The organism is Mycobacterium heckeshornense, from assembly GCF_016592155.1.
Lineage (GTDB): Bacteria > Actinomycetota > Actinomycetes > Mycobacteriales > Mycobacteriaceae > Mycobacterium > Mycobacterium heckeshornense.
This window is the reverse complement of sequence record NZ_AP024237.1, coordinates 1,639,072-1,655,895: the sequence shown is the minus strand read 5'-3', so window position 1 is coordinate 1,655,895 and position 16,824 is coordinate 1,639,072. Positions and strand designations below refer to the sequence as shown.

Sequence of the window (16,824 nt, the reverse complement as noted above, 5' to 3'; positions counted from 1 at the left end):
GCGGTTGTGCGAGACCTGAGCGAAGGATGGTCAGATGTCAGGCGTACTCAGTGGCGTCCGGGTCGTGGAGCTCGCGTCGTGGACGTATGTGCCGGCCGCCGGCGTCGCGCTGGCGGACTGGGGCGCCGACGTCATCAAGGTCGAAAGCGTCGCCAGCGGCGACCCCGGAAGAGCGCTCGTCATCGGGGGTTTCACCCGCCAAGCCGCGCGCGCCGACACCGACTTCATCCTTGAGTTGAGCAACCGCGGCAAACGCAGCATCGCGCTGGATCTGAAGACCGACACCGGTCGCGAGATCTTCGGCCGGCTCCTCGCCCAGGCCGACGTGCTGCTCACCAACTGGCTACCGGCGGCATTGGAGCGAGTGCGCCTGACGGTCGCAGATATTCGGGGCTTCAATCCGAACATCATCATCGCGCGCGGAACCGGACTGGGGGTACGCGGGCCGGACCGTGATCGAGGCGGATTCGACGCCGCCACCTACCTGGCTCGCGGTGGCGTGGCCTACACCCTCACACCGTTTGGCACCGAGCATCCCGCCGTTCAGGGTCCGGCCTTCGGTGACCTGCAGGCCGGAATCACATTGGCCGGCGGCATCTGCGGCGCATTGTTCCACCGGCAACGGACCGGGGAGCCGACGATTGTGGACTCGTCGCTGCTGGCCCAGGCGATGTGGAGCATTGCTCCCTCGATTTCGGTCGCCGACCTTTTCGATGTCGACGGAATCCCCGGCGCGCCTCCGGGATTGGCCATCAACCCGCTGGTTAACAGGTACAAGACCAAAGACGGCCGGTGGATCCAGTTGGTCTTCCTGCAGCCTGACAAGTTCTGGGCCGGGTTCTGTCGGCGGATAGGTCTACCGGAACTGGCTACCGACGAGCGCTTCGTGCCGTCGTCGAATCTGGTCGCCAACGCCGCTGAGGCCACCGCTATCATCTCTGCCAAATTCGCCGAGCACGACTTGGAGTACTGGCGGGCAGCGCTGGCTGACGAGCCCGGCGTGTGGGCACCGCTGGCCACACCCCGCGAAGTGCTTCAGGACCCGCAGGCCAAACCGAATGGCTATCTCATCACTAATGCCGACGACCGCGGTGTGGAGTACCAAATGGTCGCAGCACCGGTCCAATTCGGCGAAACGCCGCCACCGCCGACGCGAGCGCCCGAGCATGGCCAGCACACCGAGGAAATCCTGCTGGAGCTCGGCTACGACTGGGACGACATCGCCACGGCCAAAGACAGCGGCGCGATCCTGTAACGCCGAGCGCTACATCTTGCCGTGACGCACCTGCTTGAACGGCACACCGCGGTCGGCGGCGTATTCCCGCGGAAAGCCCAACACCCGCTCCCCGATTACGTTGCGGGCCATCTCTGTGGTGCCGCCGCCGATGGCAACCGTCTGCCGCGACAGGTACCGCAGCCCATGCTCTAGGCCGTCCCCCTCGGCGCCAACCACTCCCGCCGTGCCCGCGATGGCCAGCGCGGTGTCCATGTCCAAGGTCACGGTGTCGGCGTGGAACAGCCGGATCAGGGTTCCGGCAGCCGGCGGTAAGCTACCGTCGCGCACACTGCGGTACACATGCTCGGAGAGCTGGTCGCTGACCGCGCGATGCACCAGCACCCGGCCCGCCATTTCCCGCACACGTTCGTCGTCGCCCTGGCCGGTCTTTCGAGCCAAGGCCACAAAATCCACCGGCGTCGAGCGTCCGCCCTCGCTCCCTGACCCGCTGGCGAATTCCGAACCTTGGCCGACCGCGCGACGTTCGTGGTAGAGCTGCCGTGACGCGACGGTCCATCCATTGTTCACCTCACCAACGACGGCATCGTCACCGACGTCGACGTTGTCGAGGAACTCCTCGCAGAACTCGGTGGAGCCGTTGAGTTGGGTGATGCGCCGCAACGTGATTCCCGGATGAGCGATCGGCACCAGGAACATGGTCAGCCCCTCGTGTTTGGGCACGTCCCAGTCGGTGCGAGCCAGACACAATCCGTAGTCGGCGGCAAAGGCACTGGTGCTCCACGTCTTTGCGCCGTTGATCACCCACCGGTCACCGCGCCGCTCGGCCCGGGTGAGCACACCGGCCAGATCCGATCCGCCACTGGGCTCCGACAACAGCTGCACCAGCACCTCGTCGCCGCGCAAAGCCGCGCCGATGTGTTGCTTTTTCTGTTCCTCGCTGCCGGTGTCGAGCAGGGTCGCACAACAGATGGTGAACGTCGGCGTGTTGAGGATCAGCGGCATCTCGTAGTGGATGCTTTCTTCGTCGAAAGCCTTCTGATACTCGTAATCCAGGCCCAGGCCGCCGTATTCACGCGGGAAGCAGATACCGGCGAATCCGCCTTCGTAGAGCCGCTTTTGCAATTCGCGAGCCCGCTGCCAGGCGCGTTGGTCATCGCGGTTGGCCACCGGCGGCGAAGCAGGGTCGATCCGCGGCATGTTGGCGGCCAGCCACGCCCGGGCGCGGGCGCGGAACTGCTCGACCGATTCGTCGACGGGAGCCGACACGTTGTCTGTCATCGCGACGCTTCCTCCCACGCATACACCCGCAGGTTGTGCTCCTCGGGGCTGCCGAACATGGAGCGGTACAACACAACTCGCCGCAGGTACAGATGTAGGTCGTGTTCCCAGGTGACGCCGATGCCGCCGTGCATCTGCACACAATCCTGCACGATCGCCGGGGCCTTCTCCCCGACGTAGGATTTGGCGATGCTGGCCAACCACCCGGCTCGCGGTGAGCGCGTAGCAACCGCGGCCACCGCGGCGGATGTGGTCGCGCGGCATGCTTCCAGCCAGGTCTTCATGTCGGCAAAACGGTGTTTGAGTGCCTGATAGGACGCGAGCGGACGCCCGAACGTGTGCCGGTCGAACGCCCACCGGACCGTAAAGCCGAACACGGTCTGCAGGATGCCGACCACCTCTGCGCACTGCAGCACCTGAGCGATCTGGCTCTGCCGTTCGACCAGCGCGGTGGTTTCGCCGGGTTTGCCCACCACCGCGGACCGCTGCACGTCTACACCATCGAACTGCACACGCGCGTACTGTTTGACCAGGTCGACCGACGGCTGGGGTTCGATGCGGACGCCAGGCGTGGTCGTTGGCACGAGGAACTGGCGGATCTCGTCGTCGCAGCGCGCCACCACCAACAACATGTCGCTTTGGGCGCCAGCCTCCACGCGGTCTTTGACGCCGTCGATACGGTAGCCCCCATCGTGCGGCGTCGCCGTTACCGACGGCTCCAGCGGCGCCCAGCCCCCGCCCGGCTCATAGACCGCCCACGACGCCACCGCGTCGCCGGACATCAACGAGTCGATGGCGGCGGCATGGATATCGTGCTCGCCGCATTCGACCAGTGCGGCGAGCACGGTGCTGACCGGATATAAGGGTCCAGGCGCCACGGTCTTGCCGATCAGTTCGGCGACCATGGCCAGATCAGCAAAACCGTTGCCGGAGACGGCGCCGCCGCCCAGTTCCTCGGGAACGAGCAGACCAGTCCAACCCAATTGAGCGGCGCGCCGCCACCACTCCCGGTCGAAGGACACACCCGCCGCATGCAGGTCGCGCACGTAAGTCAGTGGTGCTTCCTTCTGAAGAAACGCCTCGGTAGTCGAGGCGAAGAGCGCCTTTTCGGGCGACTCGACCGCAGTCATGATTCGGGCAGGCCTTCCTTGGGACCGACATCCGCCGTCGGGTCTCGCGGGAGATCGGCGGGCGCCTCCGATCGTAGCAACGAGCAATACCGTAAGAGCTACCGGAGTTGCGTCGATACGACAGACCCGGATGGCGGTCGAAGCCGTGAAACGTCGTAGCGCCCAGGCGCGGATCGGTGTTCACGTCGGCATGCAGGAGCAAGCTGGAATTGCCAACGCCGATACCGTTCCGATTACCGTAGAACACTACAAAGGCGTTGGGCTTAGTTGCTATTTATATTATGATAGCGAGGTTCAATCACGACGATCCGCTGACCAGCGCGAGGGCGGTTCCGGCTGGCCCGCGGGAATCGCCCTTACCCGGTGCTCAGGAGGCATGCTGATGACGATCAGCACCGACCCGCATGACCAATCCGTCACGCTCGACACCACGGGTGAGACCAGCCCGTACCCGTTCTTCGAATACAAAAGACGCACCGAGCCCGTGTGGCACGGTGCCCTGATGGACCATTCGAAGGTGCCACCGGAACTGGTGCCCGACGACGAATGGGTCCTGTTCGATTACGACAGTGTCTTCCAAGCATTCCGCGACGACCAGACCTTCAGTTCTCACGCATACGACCAGACCATCGGACTGGTGATGGGCCACACCATCTTGGCGATGGGCGGCAAAGAGCATCACGATCACCGCAACCTGGTTGCGAAAGCGTTCCGGGCAACTGCGCTTGAGCGCTGGGAGCCGTCGGTCATCGCGCCCGTCTGCGATCAGCTGGTCGACGAGATCAAGAACGACGGCACCGCCGACCTGGTGAAAGCGTTGACGTTCGAATTCCCGACCCGCATCATCGCGAGTCTGCTCGGGCTGCCGCGCGAGGACCTCGCATTGTTCCGGAGGCTGTCGTTCGACCTGATCTCCATCCCGGTCGACATCGAAGCGGGACTGCAAGCTTCCATCGAGTTGCACGACTATTTCCTCGAGCAGGTGGAGCAAAGACGCCGCAGAATCACCGAAGACATCATCGGCGATCTGGTCAGCGCCGAAATCGACGGCGAGAAGCTGACCGACGAGGCGATCATTTCGTTCTTGCGGCTGCTGTTGCCGGCCGGCCTGGAAACAACCTACCGGTCGTCGGGCAACCTGCTCTACCTGCTGCTGACCCACCCTGAGCAGTTGGCGATGGTTTACCAAGACCGGTCACTGATTCCCGCTGCGATCGAGGAGGGCCTGCGCTACGAAACACCGCTTACCACCGTCGTGCGGACAACCACTCGGGACGTCGAAATGCGCGGGAAGACAATCCCTTCCGGTGCACAAGTCGACTTGTGCATGGGTTCGGCGAACCGCGACGAAAGTCGCTGGACGGACCCCAACGCCTTCGACATCCGCCGTCCGCGGCAGGCGCACATCGCCTTCGCCGGCGGGATCCATATGTGTCTCGGCATGCACCTTGCCCGGCTGGAAACCCGGGTGATGCTGAACAGTTTGCTCGACCGTGTTGCGAATCTGGCGTTGGTGCCGGACGAGGACGCCAGGATCGTCGGGCTTACCTTCCGGTCGCCCAACAAGCTTCCGGTCACCTTCACGCCTGCAGCATGAAAAGCCGGGCCGCGATCCTGCACGATGTCGGCGGGCCATGGTCGGTCGAGGAATTTCAGCTCGATCCACCGCGCGCCGGAGAAGTGTTAGTCGAGATGGCTGCCGCTGGGCTGTGCCATTCCGACGACCACATCCTCAAGGGCGACTTGTCGGCCCCCAACGAGGTGCTGCGATCACTCGGCCTTCCGACCATGTTCCCGACCATCGGTGGCCACGAAGGGTCGGGAATCGTACGCGAGGTCGGCGACGGTGTCACCGATTTCACGCCGGGTGATCACGTGGTGATGTCATTCGTCGCCGTATGCGGGCAATGCCGCTGGTGCGCGTGCGGCATGGAATACATCTGTGACGCCGGGATCGGCACCCTGACTCCCGGCATGCCCACCGACGGGACGTTTCGCCATCACACCACCGACGGCAAACCGTTGGGACACCTATCTAAGATCGGCGCATTCGCTGAGCACACTGTGGTGTCAGCGAATTCACTGGTAAAAATCGAGCCGGATGTGCCGCTGCTGCCCAGCGCGCTGTTGTCATGTGCGATCCCCACCGGCTACGGGTCTGCAGCTAATCGGGCCGGTGTGCGCGGCGGCGACACGGTGGTCGTGATCGGCGCCGGCGGCATCGGCACCGGCGCGATCCAGGGCGCGCGGATCAACGGTGCCGCGCAGATCGTTGCGGTCGACCCGGTGGAGTTCAAACAGAAGTCGGCGTGTCGATTCGGCGCCACCCACACCGCGGCGACAACCGCCGATGCGCTCGATTTGGTGCGTGGGCTGACCTATGGGGTAATGGCTGACGCCGTGGTGGTCTCGCCGTCGCTGATCACCCCGGACGACGTTCGCGATGCCCTCGAGCTCACCCGCAAGGGCGGCACCTGTGTGCTGACTGGAATGACCTCGCAGCTGACACGCTCGGTCAACCTCAACCTGCAGGACTTCATTCTGATGAACAAGACGCTGGCGGGAACGGTCTTTGGATCGTGCAACCCGAAGGCCGACATCGCCCGTCTGGCGAAGCTCTACCAGACGGGCCAGCTGCAACTCGACGAGATGATCACGAAGCGTTATCGGCTTGACGACATCAACGACGCCTACGCCGACCTGTTGAATGGTGAGATCATCCGCGGCGTCATCGATTTCGGGATCGGTTGACCTGATCCTTCATAGTAGCCAGTCGCTGCATCTGGCCATATGGGTCGATCGGGCTGTGCAACGCCAGGCCGCCGTCAGCATGCACGACTTGCCCGGTCACCCAAGGTAATTCGAGTACACCGACAATCGCCCCGGCCACGTCGGCGGCTTCACCCAGGTGGCCCAGCGCGGTCCGCTGCTGCAGACCTTCCACCCACCCAGGCAGTCGTTCCGGCTCGCCCAGCATTGGAGTCCGGGTGACGCCCGGGCCGACCGCATTGACCCGAATGCCATAGCGACCCCACTCCACCGCCGCGACCTTGACCAGCATGTCTATCCCGGCCTTGGACACGCAGTAGGCACCCATGTCCCGGTCGGCCACCGTGCCGCTGATACTGGAGACCGCGACGATAGACCCGCCGGATCCGGCATCGACCATGGCCTGCGCGGCGGCCCGCATCGTCAGCCACGTGCCGGTGAGGTTCACTGCCAACACCCGATGCCAGTCGTCAGGCGAGAGCTCCAAGAGCAGCCCCGATGCGCCGATTCCAGCACAGGCCACCATGCGTGCGGGAACGCCGTGCTCGCGCACCGTCACCGCCATCGCCGCCGACACCTCCTCGGGATCGCTGATGTCGCACTGGATGTCGCCACCGCTTCGATCCCATACGACAACGTCATGGCCGGCGTGGCGGAGCAGGGCGGCGACTTCACGCCCGATCCCCGAGGCACCGCCGGTCACGATGGCGCTCATACGGACGGTCCGATCAATTCGAGCGGTGCTTCAGCATCCAGGGCACCGATGCCGACGTGGTGCACAAGCGTCCTCCTAAAGCATGACAATCCACGATAATCGTGCCGCCGTCATGGCGGTGGCGCGCGTACGCTCTGGTTGTTCCTTGGTCGGCGTCTGGCGGGAGAGTGCCATGTCGTTGTTCGGCAAGAAGATGCGTCAATCGACACGCGGTTGGGCTCATGAAGCACCACCCATCGAACAGGATCGCAGCAGGTGGCACCCCGAATTGACGGGGCTTGGCCCTCTTACTCCCGACGACGTTCGCAACGTGGCTTTCACCAAGCCTCCCCTGGGAAAACGCGGCTACAACGAAGACCAGGTAGACGCCTTTCTCGACCGGGTTGAGGCAGCGCTCCGCGATCCGGCAGCGGCAAACATGCTGACCCCCGACGACGTTCGCAACGTGGCTTTCACCAAGCCTCCCCTGGGAAAACGCGGCTACAACGAAGACCAGGTAGACGCCTTTCTCGACCGGGTTGAGGACACACTGAAGCGTCGCGAGACCCGGGAAAACACGTAGCGAAGCTGGGAGCTCACTTGAACGAGTAGCGGACCGGCAAATGTTTGAGCCCGCCGACGAAGGTCGTCGCGGTCAACTGCGGATCTCCGGTCAGCTCGACGGATTTCAAGCGCGGCAGCAGCTCGGTGAAGAAGCTGCTGACCTCCATGCGGGCCAACGCGGCGCCCAGGCAGAAGTGCACGCCGTAGCCGAATGCCAAGTGCTTGTTGGGATCACGCCCGACGTCAAACCGGAACGGGTCGTCGAAGACCTCTTCGTCGCGGTTGGCTGACACATAGGACAGCAGCACCGATTCTCCGGCTGCGATCGGCACGCCGCGCACAGTGGTGTCCGCGGCGGCGGTGCGCATGAATTCCTTAACCGGGGTGACCCAGCGGATCATCTCCTCGGTGGCCAGCGGAATAAGTGACAGGTCGTTGCGCAGCCGGTCGAGCTGGTCCGGGTTTTCGATGAGTGCGTGCAAGCCACCGGAGATGGTCGCACTGGTGGTGTCGTGGCCCGCGGTGGCGACAATCAGGTAGTACGACACGGTGTCGATGTCCGACAGCGGCTCACCTTCGATGCGGGCGTTGGCGATTGCCGATGCGAGATCCTCAGTCGGGTGTTCGCGCCGCGACGCGGTTACGCCGTTGAAATACTGGAACATATCAAGCAAAGCGGGCAACTGATCCTCATTGGTGGTACCGCGCTTGAACTCGGTGTCGTCGCTGCCGAACAGCTCCTGTGTCAGTTTGAGCATCCGTGGGAAGTCAGCCTCCGGGATGCCCAGCAGTGACATGATCACATAGAGCGGGTAGTTGACTGCGACCTCTTGGACAAAGTCGCACTCGGGGCCGACCTCCACCATCTTGTCGACATAGATCTTGGCCAGTTCGTCGACCCGAACCTTCAGCGCTCGCATGGCCTTCGGGCGGAACCAGTCCGCGCCGATCGCACGCACCACTCGATGCTGCGGGTCGTCCATGTGGATCAACGTGCGCACGCCCGCGGCGGCCTGCAGCTCATCACCCTGCGCGGTGGTCAAGACCGGCCGCGGCCAGTTGGTGAACAACATGTTGTCACGCTCGATATCCATGATGTCGGCGTGTTTGGTGATCGCCCAGAATGGCCGGTAGTTCGGCACGTCCACCCACGACACCGGGGAATTAGCGCGCAGATGAGCCAGCGCCGCATGCAATTTCGGCTCGTCGGTATAGGCCAGCGGGTCGGCCAGCAACTTGGCGGCCTCATCCATCGTCCGTGTGCTCATGGGCTACTCCTCACTGCCTTGGGTTGGCCCCGCAAGTCGTCCAGAACGGCGCGGACAGCGGTCTCGGACAGGCCGGCCGGCAAACTCGGCATGACCCGGTCGATGACGCCGTCGCATCGATCTCTGATCTTGGCGGCGAGCTCATCAAGCTCGGCTACCACCGCGAAAGTGTTCAGCATCTCGTCGTCGATCAGCGCGCCCATGGCGTCCCACTTGCCGCGCAGCGACAGCTCATGCAGCTCGGTTTGCAGGTCGCCCCACCCGTGCAGCTCGAGAACCTTGCGGTACGCGGGCGTCGATCCGTAGAAGGCGATTTGTTTACGCGTGCCGGCGGCGGCGGCCTCCAACTCAGCGTCGCTCACTCCGGTCACCACGAACAGTGGGCAGGAGAGCTGAAAGTCGGTGCGGTTGCGACCAGAACGCTGCATTCCGCGTTGCAACGCCGGAATCGTCACCTCGTCGAGATACCGCTTCGTGGTGAAGGCATGGGCGAGCATGCCGTCGGCGACTTCGCCGCACATCTCGGTCATCGCTTCGCCGACCGCGGCAACGAACACCCTGGGAAACCCGTGGGGTTGCGGCTCCGGAGTGAACATCGGAGTCATCAGTTTGTGGGTGTAGAACTCGCCTTCGAAGCGCAACGGTGTGCCGTCGCGCCATGCGGCCCAGATTGCCCGCAGCGCGGCGATGAACTCACGCATGCGGCGCACCGGTTGACCCCACGGCATGCTGAACCGCTTCTCGATGTGCGCCTGTATCTGCGAGCCGAGACCAAGAATGAACCGTCCGCGCGAGTACGCCTGGAGGTCCCAGCCGATGTTCGCAACGGTCATCGGGTTGCGAGCGAAGGCCACCGCAATGCTTGTACCGAGCTCGATGTTCGAACTGTGCTCGGCGGCCAACACCAGTGGCAGGAACGGGTCATGGTTGACTTCAGCTGTCCAGCAACCGTCATAGCCTTGCCGCTCAAGCCCGGCCGCTGCCTGCGGCACGCGAGTGAGCTGACTGGAAATGCCACCATCGACCTTGAGGCTCGACCTAACCGTGGCGCTCATCCGTGTGCGTTTCCCGCTCGCGCACAGCACCCACGACTCATGTTAAGTAAGCTACAGTAAGCCGTTCGGTAGGGTCAACGTTTCTGACCTGTAGCGAGGCGCGAGTTGTCCCAGGTCAGGATGCGCGAATCGGGGACGAAACGAAGAAAAATCTGCTTCGCATAGTAGGACTGGGTCGCCGCTGGAAGGGTGTCGAGTCGCGGGCGGAACGCCGCGTACTTAGCGCTAAGCGCGTCATTGATTCGAGCCGTGGCCGCCGCGTCATCGACGATGTCCACGCGGCCGGTGAAATGGACACCGCGCAGCTCAGCCCAGCGCTCACCCGACTCCACCAGAAACGACGCCCGCGGGTCATGCCGGACCCGGGCAATCTTCTTGGTGCCGGCCGGCGTCATCAGCGCGATCGTATGGTCGTCGACTACGAACCACACCGGCAGCGCTATCGGCATGCCGTCGCGGCGCAGCGTCGTCAGAATTCCGGTATGCGAGCCCGCGACGACGTCCCACGCCTCCTCGGTCGTCAATCGGATCATGGTGCTCACTCCATCCGCCGGTGACCATTACTCTCGCCGACGCTACAGTAAGCAGTTCAGTACGTCGGCTCGATTCGGCGATCGCCTGCGACGAGTTAGGACAGGAGCATGACCAGGCCCCGCGATTGGGAGGAGACGCTCGACGACCTCAACAGCCGTCGTCAGCACGCGCGCGGCATGGGGGGGCCCGAACGGCTCACCAAGCACCGCAGCAAAGGCAAGCTCGACGCCCGCGCACGTATCGAACGACTCCTGGACCCTGGCACATTTCGTGAGCTCGGCACACTGGTCGGCGGCGAAGTCGCGGCCGACGCGATCGTAGCGGGTTCGGGCTGCATCAACGGCTCCCCGGTGATGGTCGGCGCAGAAGATTTCACCACGATGGCCGGCACCATCGCGCCGGGCAGCAATTCCAAGCGTTACCGCATCGCCGAACTCGCCCTGCGCGACAAGGTTCCGCTCGTCATGTTGCTGGAGGGTGCCGGCTTCCGGCCAACCGGTGCGCACTACGGGCGCACACCGACCGATCTGCTGGCCCAGGCCCGCTGCTCGGGGCGGGTGCCGACCGTCGCAGCCGTGCTCGGGTCCTCGGCGGGTCACGGGGCGCTGGTCGCTCCGGTATGCGACTTCCGGATCATGAGCCGCCAGGGTGCGATTTTCACCGCCGGGCCGCCGGTCGTCAAAGAGTCGACCGGAGAAGACATTTCCAAAGAGGATCTCGGAGGACCCGATGTTGCGCTGGCCAGCGGGGTAATTCACAATGTCGCCGACGACGACGCAGCGGTTCTCGACGCGATCCGCCGCTACCTGTCCTACTTTCCGTCCAGCGCCTGGTCGTATCCGCCGTCGTTGCCCGCCGACGACGCCGCCCAGCCGCGGCCGACACCTGAATTGCTCGATATCGTCTCGCGCGACAACCGCCGCGTTTACGATATGCGCGCCGTGCTCGACGTTGTGTTCGACCGGCCTGACTGGTTCGAGATCCAGCCGAAGTTCGGCCCGGCGATCATCTGTGCCTTGGCCCATCTGGGAGGTCACCCGGTTGCGGTTGTCGCCAACCAGCCCAAGGTGTTGGCCGGCTCGATCGACGCCGAGGCCGCTGACAAGGCAGCACATTTCATCATGGTGGCTGACTCGTTCCACTTGCCGATCGTCTTTTTGGCCGACAACCCCGGCATGCTACCCGGCAGCCGCTCGGAACGCGACGGCGTGCTGCGCAGCGGCGCGCGAATGTTCGCCGCTCAGACCGTGGCGACCACCCTGAAATTGCATGTCACCCTACGCAAAGCGTACGGGTTCGGCTCCATGGTCATGTCGTTGATCGGGTTCGACGACCAGGTGGCGACGTTCGCCTATCCGGGCGCGACGATGGGCGCGATGAGCGCTGCGGCATTGAGTCGTGCCTCGCACGCCGGTGAAGACCTTTCGGCGAAACTGCGAAAAGCGGAGCTGGAGGCGTCGTATCGGTCGGCCGAGCACATGGGCTTCGACGAGCTCATCGATCCGCGCGAGACCCGTGATGCACTTCTGGTTTCGTTGCAGCGAGGTTTGTACGCCCGCCAGGCTGTCGCCGAGCCGGTCACCCGGACCGCGATCATGCCGTAAAGGTGCCGAGCAGATGCCAAAGCACCCTATTTCGCCGCGGAATGGGTGCGTTTGCGTCTGCTCGCCCGGTATGCGGCGACGACGGGCTCTAGTTCGTCGGGTGTGGCGCCGTGCATGATCACCGCGTCGGCGCCGTAGTCGAACTCCTGGCGGATGCGCCGCACGCATTGTTCGGCCGACCCGGTGGCCGACGGCTCGAGCCACTCCTCGGGGATCAACGTCGCAATGTGCTCGATCTGCTGGACTGTGGCCTTCTGGTCGATCGCGCCGGCTATCGAGGTCACGACCGGGTCCTCCCGAAATCGCCGCAGCACGACAGGATCCCAACCATTGGTGCGGACCAGAAGATCGCCGTAGCCCTGAAGATAGGTGGCCAGGCGAGCCACCGTCTTCTTCAGCCGAAGCTCCTCGGGCAGGTGATCGCCGACCGTGGCGAAGCATGACCACACCCGCACAGTGGCCGGGTCGCGCCCGGCTCGCTCAGCCGCGTCTTTGACGGTCCGCACGCTGCGCTCGACGGTTTCCGGCGTGAAATAAGTATGCAGAATGACCTCATCGAAAACTCTGCCGCCCAATGTAAGCGACTTGGCACCGAATGCGACAAGCGCTAGCCGGATGTCTTCGTCGAAGTCGGGATCGAGTAGCAGAACCGGGTACTTGCCGATCGGGCCGTCGTGGTTGAGGATCACCTCGCCACGCCACAACCGGCGCATGACGGTCGCGAAATCCTCCATCTGTGCAGTTGTCACCGCCGGCATGCCGAAAGCCGCATACATCGGCGCGACCCCGCGACCGATGCCCAGCGTAAAGCGTCCTCCGGACAGCCGGTGCATCGTAGTGGCCCACGACGCGGTGATCAGTGGATGGCGTGTGTTGTGATTGGTTGCGGCAGTGGCGATCTGCATCCGGTTGGTCACCGCGCAGGCGGCGCCGACGAGTGACGACGCTTCCTTGACGTTCCAGCGTTCGGAGATGAACGCGGTACCGAAGCCCAGCTCCTCACCACGGCGGGCCTCGCTCATCAAGGTTGCGGGGCCTTCGCCGCCCGCTCCGGCCAACAGGTAGTAACCCAGCTCGTCAAGAACGCGATCGCTCAAGCGTCCCTCCCCACTTCTTCGATCACCCCTTGCAGGAAACGCTCAGAGACAGCCTGGACCCGCCGTGAGAAAACGTGACCGACATGACTGCCGTCGTACCAATAAAATTGGCCACCCCACCGCCGCTGTAACGCAAGGGCGGGTTCGCGCATCGCCATCCGGTCGTGCCAGGCGCCCACAATGAGCCGTCGCGCTGGCGGCGGCATCGGCTCGACTCTCAGCGGATCGATCACCGACGTCAGCGCCGACACCACCGGCGAACCCAAGAGTTCGCGGAGCGCGTGCCGTGACGAACCCCAGCGTTCCAGGTGCCGCGCGATCATCGCATTGAGGCCCAGGATCGGCGTGTAGAGTGCGACGCCGTCGACCCGCTTCTCCAAATGCGACACCAACGCTGCGACCGGGCTGCCCATCGAAACCCCGGATACGACAACCGCGGTCGCCTGCGGCTGCAGCCAGCGCACGAGGGCGCGAACCTCCGATACCGAACGCATCATGCCTGCCACGTTGATCATCGGATCGATACCGGGATAGGGCGGCCACCGGCGACGACGGCTACCGTGGCCGGGCTGCACCGGTACCGCGACGTTGACGCCCAGTTTGTGCTGTATGCGGCCGGCTCGCGACATCAGCAAGTCGTCCGGTCGGCCTTGGCCCGCGCCATGGACCCACACCAACCACGGCCGTGGTCCGTCATGATGCCGGCACAGGTGTACCACCGCGGTCGCCGGACCGCCCAAACCTGTGGCCTGCAACGCGGCGGGAAGCGCCGGGGTGTGTTCGAACTTCAGCTGCTCGTAGGCCAGCGTGCCGATGCGGCGCCGACGGATGTTACGCACTCGCAATGGTTCGGGGTCGGCATGGGCGTTCTCGATGCTAAGACCCGATAGTTCTTCGGCCACGCAAGTGTAGGCGCTTAGCGGTCCCACAGTCTTTGGTACGTCGCCAGCCAGCACCGAAAAGCCGGTCAATACAAGCTCGTCCAACATCACTTCACCGAACTGGCGGATCCCGCGTGGGGACGCTTTCGACCAGCCGGTTGACTCGGTGACCCCAGACACTGTGCGCGGCAGCACCAGGGCCAACTCGCGGGTGACGTCGAGAACACGCGTTGTTACCGCCATGGTCGTCATCTCCTACGAGACCGAATCTGAGCGGCCGCTACTCAGCTCGAGCACCCAGCGTGAAACGGTTGCGAACGTGGAGGCACACCCTTGCAACAGTTTCACGCTGGGTGAGTGCGCAGCATCCGCAGCACCGTCCGAGTCAGGTGCAGGGTTTTGATCAGCCACACGCCCTCCTGCTTTTCGTATGTCTCGTGATAGTGGCCGGCGCCGTGCATCTCACGACCGTCACCGAAGATCAGCACGTCTTCCATCGCCCAGATGCCCGACGCGGTCGTGGGCGAGGTGAAAGTGATCTCAGGTGTATGGCAGTGGTGCATGGTGGCTACGCCCTCGAGTCCGGCCATCACGGTGGGAACGAAGTTGTCGACGCCTTCTACCGGCGGGGCCGTCATCGGATCCGCTCCGCCGGTAGAGACGGCCATATCCAGCGTCACTACCACATCGGTAGTGAACACGCTGCGCCACGCCTCGACATCCTTCGTGTCGAGGAAGCGGCAGTAGCGCGCTTTCAGTTGGTGGATCGCTTCAAGGTCGTCGGCCACCCGGTAACCTCTCCTCGAGCTGAAATCTATACTGTAACGTCCTTAGTATCAGTGGGAGCGTTCAGGAAGGGCGCCGGCGTGAAGGTCCCGTTCACCTGGAAAGTTACCGGCTGGTTCATGATCGGCTGGTCGCCCGAGTTTCCGGTCGGCGAGGTGAGGCCGCTGCACTACTTCGGCCAGGACCTGGTCGCCTACCGTGATGCAGACGGCCGACTGCATGTCCTGGAAGCGCACTGCAAGCACCTTGGTGCCCATATCGGGCACGGCGGCACGGTGGTGGGCGATTGCGTCCAGTGCCCGTTTCACGGCTGGCGGTGGGGACCCGACGGCACTAACCGCTACATCCCCTACCAGCCGGACCGGCCCAACCGGGCGCTGCGCCTGCGGGTATTCCCCGTGCGTGAGCAGTACGACTGTGTGTTTGTGTGGCACCAACCCCAGGGCAAGGAACCGCAGTGGGAAATGCCGGACATCTTCCACAAGTTCCCGCAGTTCGAGACCGACCCCGCGGCTTACTATCGCGCCTACCCCGAGTTCTCCCGCCGTGTGCAGCGCGAGCCGGTACATCCGCAGATCGTGGCCGAAAACGCTCCTGACAGTGCTCATTTCGAGTACGTGCATCACGCCACGGTGACACCCCGGGTACTGGACTGGCAAATCATTGACCACGAGTGGCGATTCGTGGCGGGTTGGCCCGACGCCAGCAGCGACGACCCGGAGAAGATGGCTTTGCGTTTCCACAGCCACTTGTTCGGCCTCGGCGGCGCGATCAGCGCATTCGAAGGGGTGCAGAACCACCGGTTGATATTCACCTGCACACCGGTCGACGACGAGTGTTCGGACCTTTTCTACTCCATCTGGTGGCCCCGACTCGCCGGCGACGACTCCGAGGTACCACCGGAACCGCTGCGCAAACGCATCGAGCAGCAGTTTCTCTCCACCGTCTGGGACGACCTAAAGATCTGGCGGTATCAAAAATACGTCGAGCGCCCCCCGCTGGCCAAGCAGGATGCGAAACCCTATATGGCGCTGCGTAAGTGGGCGACTCAGTTCTACGACGTGCCGACATGACGACGCTCCCACAACTCGCGGCACCCGGGCACACCGCGATCGTTACCCAGGAGTGCCAGGGCGCGGTCATCGGCCCGGATGCCGGATTGGCCGCACTGGCGAAAGAAGCCCGACGAGTCGCACTGCCCAACATCGTACGGCTACTGCCGGCAGCGCGGGCCGCAGGAGTCCATGTTGTGCATTGTCTGGTGCAGCGACGGCACGACGGCCGCGGCTCCAACCACAACGCCAAGATCTTCAGCATCTCTTCCGACAGCGTCGACATTGCTCCTGGCACCCCGGGCGCGTCGTTGCTGCCCGAATTAGGGCCGGAACCAACCGACTTGGTCCTGCACCGCTGGCATGGCGTCGGGCCGATGGGAGGCACCGATCTCGATGCGATCCTGCGTAACCTAGGCGTGTCTACCATCGTCGCGGTCGGCGTTTCGCTCAACGTCGCAATTCCCAACCTTGTGATGGACGCCGTCAACGCGGCCTATCACGTCATCGTGCCCCGCGACGCCGTCGCCGGTATTCCCGCCGAGTACGCCGCGGCGATTATTGACAACACGCTGTCGCTGCTCGCGACCCTCACCACGACCGACGAGCTGCTCAGCATCTGGAATCAGCCGTGACCCACGCCACATCGGATGTTCGCGGCGGGTTCCGAAAGCTCAAGCCGGTCAGACACCCCTGCCTCGTCGCGGCGCCGCAGCAATTATTGAACGGCTCAACGCCATCTGCCAGTTGCGGGTGGCGCCCGGCCCCATCACCCCGTCTGGACAGTGGCAAAGCGCTCGTCGCCGCAACGACGAAGCCTCTTGACGGTACCCTGCTGAGCGAGGCCGATGGCCTGATGACCCGATTGCTACCGC

16 protein-coding genes and 1 pseudogene are annotated in these 16,824 nt (G+C 64.0%); 8 read left to right on the top strand and 9 right to left on the bottom strand.

Features of this window, described 5'->3' with window-relative positions; translation table 11 throughout:
• Positions 1 to 34 precede the first annotated feature (34 nt).
• Positions 35 to 1,255 (top strand): CaiB/BaiF CoA transferase family protein, encoded by a 1,221-nt coding sequence (locus MHEC_RS08000; RefSeq protein WP_048893188.1) that lies wholly within the window; start codon positions 35 to 37, stop codon positions 1,253 to 1,255.
• Positions 1,256 to 1,264: 9 nt separating this feature from the next.
• Here MHEC_RS08000 and MHEC_RS07995 read toward each other — a convergent pair whose 3' ends face one another.
• Entirely contained in the window at positions 1,265 to 2,515 is a 1,251-nt protein-coding gene (locus MHEC_RS07995) for an acyl-CoA dehydrogenase family protein (RefSeq protein WP_048893189.1), read from the bottom strand.
• Entirely contained in the window at positions 2,512 to 3,645 is a 1,134-nt protein-coding gene (locus MHEC_RS07990) for an acyl-CoA dehydrogenase family protein (protein ID WP_048893190.1), read from the bottom strand. Before MHEC_RS07990 ends, MHEC_RS07995 begins: the two co-directional genes overlap by 4 nt.
• Before the next feature lie 382 nt (positions 3,646 to 4,027).
• Between MHEC_RS07990 and MHEC_RS07985 the strand changes: the two genes are divergently transcribed.
• Together MHEC_RS07985 and MHEC_RS07980 are read left to right on the top strand one after the other, a co-directional pair.
• Positions 4,028 to 5,242, top strand: a complete 1,215-nt coding sequence (locus MHEC_RS07985) for a cytochrome P450 (protein ID WP_048893206.1) — start codon at positions 4,028 to 4,030, stop codon at positions 5,240 to 5,242.
• Positions 5,239 to 6,396, top strand: coding sequence for a Zn-dependent alcohol dehydrogenase (locus MHEC_RS07980; protein ID WP_048893191.1), 1,158 nt, complete (start codon positions 5,239 to 5,241; stop codon positions 6,394 to 6,396). Before MHEC_RS07985 ends, MHEC_RS07980 begins: the two co-directional genes overlap by 4 nt.
• Here MHEC_RS07980 and MHEC_RS07975 read toward each other — a convergent pair.
• Positions 6,374 to 7,129 carry an SDR family NAD(P)-dependent oxidoreductase gene (locus MHEC_RS07975; RefSeq protein WP_048893192.1) on the bottom strand — a complete coding sequence of 252 codons (756 nt, stop codon included), beginning with the start codon at positions 7,127 to 7,129 and terminating at the stop codon, positions 6,374 to 6,376. The two genes, MHEC_RS07980 and MHEC_RS07975, sit on opposite strands and share 23 nt — an antisense overlap.
• Positions 7,130 to 7,397: 268 nt before the next feature.
• Between MHEC_RS07975 and MHEC_RS24080 the strand changes: the two are divergent.
• Both MHEC_RS24080 and MHEC_RS24075 read left to right on the top strand, forming a co-directional pair.
• Positions 7,398 to 7,526 (top strand): annotated as a pseudogene (locus MHEC_RS24080) (DivIVA domain-containing protein); the annotation flags it as partial.
• A gap of 21 nt (positions 7,527 to 7,547) precedes the next feature.
• The gene (locus MHEC_RS24075) at positions 7,548 to 7,691 is read left to right on the top strand and encodes a DivIVA domain-containing protein (protein ID WP_372507313.1); all 144 of its coding nucleotides are present in this window, start codon (positions 7,548 to 7,550) and stop codon (positions 7,689 to 7,691) included.
• Between the two features lie 13 nt (positions 7,692 to 7,704).
• Here the strand turns inward: MHEC_RS24075 and MHEC_RS07965 are convergent, their stop codons facing one another.
• From MHEC_RS07965 to MHEC_RS07955, 3 genes are all read right to left on the bottom strand, one after another.
• Positions 7,705 to 8,925: a cytochrome P450 gene (locus MHEC_RS07965; RefSeq protein WP_048893193.1), complete on the bottom strand. Its 1,221-nt coding sequence runs from the start codon at positions 8,923 to 8,925 to the stop codon at positions 7,705 to 7,707.
• A gap of 11 nt (positions 8,926 to 8,936) precedes the next feature.
• Complete coding sequence (locus MHEC_RS07960) at positions 8,937 to 9,995, bottom strand: LLM class F420-dependent oxidoreductase (protein WP_048893194.1); 1,059 nt, start codon at positions 9,993 to 9,995, stop codon at positions 8,937 to 8,939.
• Positions 9,996 to 10,069: 74 nt separating this feature from the next.
• Positions 10,070 to 10,528 carry a pyridoxamine 5'-phosphate oxidase family protein gene (locus MHEC_RS07955; protein ID WP_048893208.1) on the bottom strand — a complete coding sequence of 153 codons (459 nt, stop codon included), beginning with the start codon at positions 10,526 to 10,528 and terminating at the stop codon, positions 10,070 to 10,072.
• Between the two features lie 108 nt (positions 10,529 to 10,636).
• Here MHEC_RS07955 and MHEC_RS07950 point away from each other — a divergent pair, with 108 nt between their 5' ends.
• Entirely contained in the window at positions 10,637 to 12,133 is a 1,497-nt protein-coding gene (locus MHEC_RS07950; RefSeq protein WP_048893195.1) for an acyl-CoA carboxylase subunit beta, read from the top strand.
• Between the two features lie 26 nt (positions 12,134 to 12,159).
• On the opposite strand, the gene MHEC_RS07945 is transcribed toward MHEC_RS07950, so the two are convergent.
• The 3 genes from MHEC_RS07945 to MHEC_RS07935 all read right to left on the bottom strand — a co-directional run bounded on the left by MHEC_RS07945 (position 12,160) and on the right by MHEC_RS07935 (position 14,899).
• A complete protein-coding gene (locus MHEC_RS07945; RefSeq protein ID WP_048893196.1) occupies positions 12,160 to 13,230 on the bottom strand; it encodes a TIGR03857 family LLM class F420-dependent oxidoreductase in 1,071 nt (356 codons plus the stop codon).
• Positions 13,227 to 14,354 (bottom strand): acetylxylan esterase family protein, encoded by a 1,128-nt coding sequence (locus tag MHEC_RS07940; RefSeq protein WP_071700461.1) that lies wholly within the window; start codon positions 14,352 to 14,354, stop codon positions 13,227 to 13,229. The genes MHEC_RS07945 and MHEC_RS07940 overlap by 4 nt, the downstream gene beginning before the upstream one ends.
• A 101-nt stretch (positions 14,355 to 14,455) precedes the next feature.
• A complete protein-coding gene (locus tag MHEC_RS07935) occupies positions 14,456 to 14,899 on the bottom strand; it encodes a nuclear transport factor 2 family protein (protein ID WP_048893198.1) in 444 nt (147 codons plus the stop codon).
• A 78-nt stretch (positions 14,900 to 14,977) separates the two neighbouring features.
• Here MHEC_RS07935 and MHEC_RS07930 point away from each other — a divergent pair, with 78 nt between their 5' ends.
• Both MHEC_RS07930 and MHEC_RS07925 read left to right on the top strand, forming a co-directional pair.
• On the top strand, positions 14,978 to 15,970 hold the full coding sequence (locus MHEC_RS07930) for a Rieske 2Fe-2S domain-containing protein (RefSeq protein ID WP_048893199.1): 993 nt from the start codon (positions 14,978 to 14,980) through the stop codon (positions 15,968 to 15,970).
• Positions 15,967 to 16,584 carry a cysteine hydrolase family protein gene (locus tag MHEC_RS07925; RefSeq protein ID WP_048893200.1) on the top strand — a complete coding sequence of 206 codons (618 nt, stop codon included), beginning with the start codon at positions 15,967 to 15,969 and terminating at the stop codon, positions 16,582 to 16,584. Before MHEC_RS07930 ends, MHEC_RS07925 begins: the two co-directional genes overlap by 4 nt.
• Positions 16,585 to 16,824: the final 240 nt, after the last annotated feature.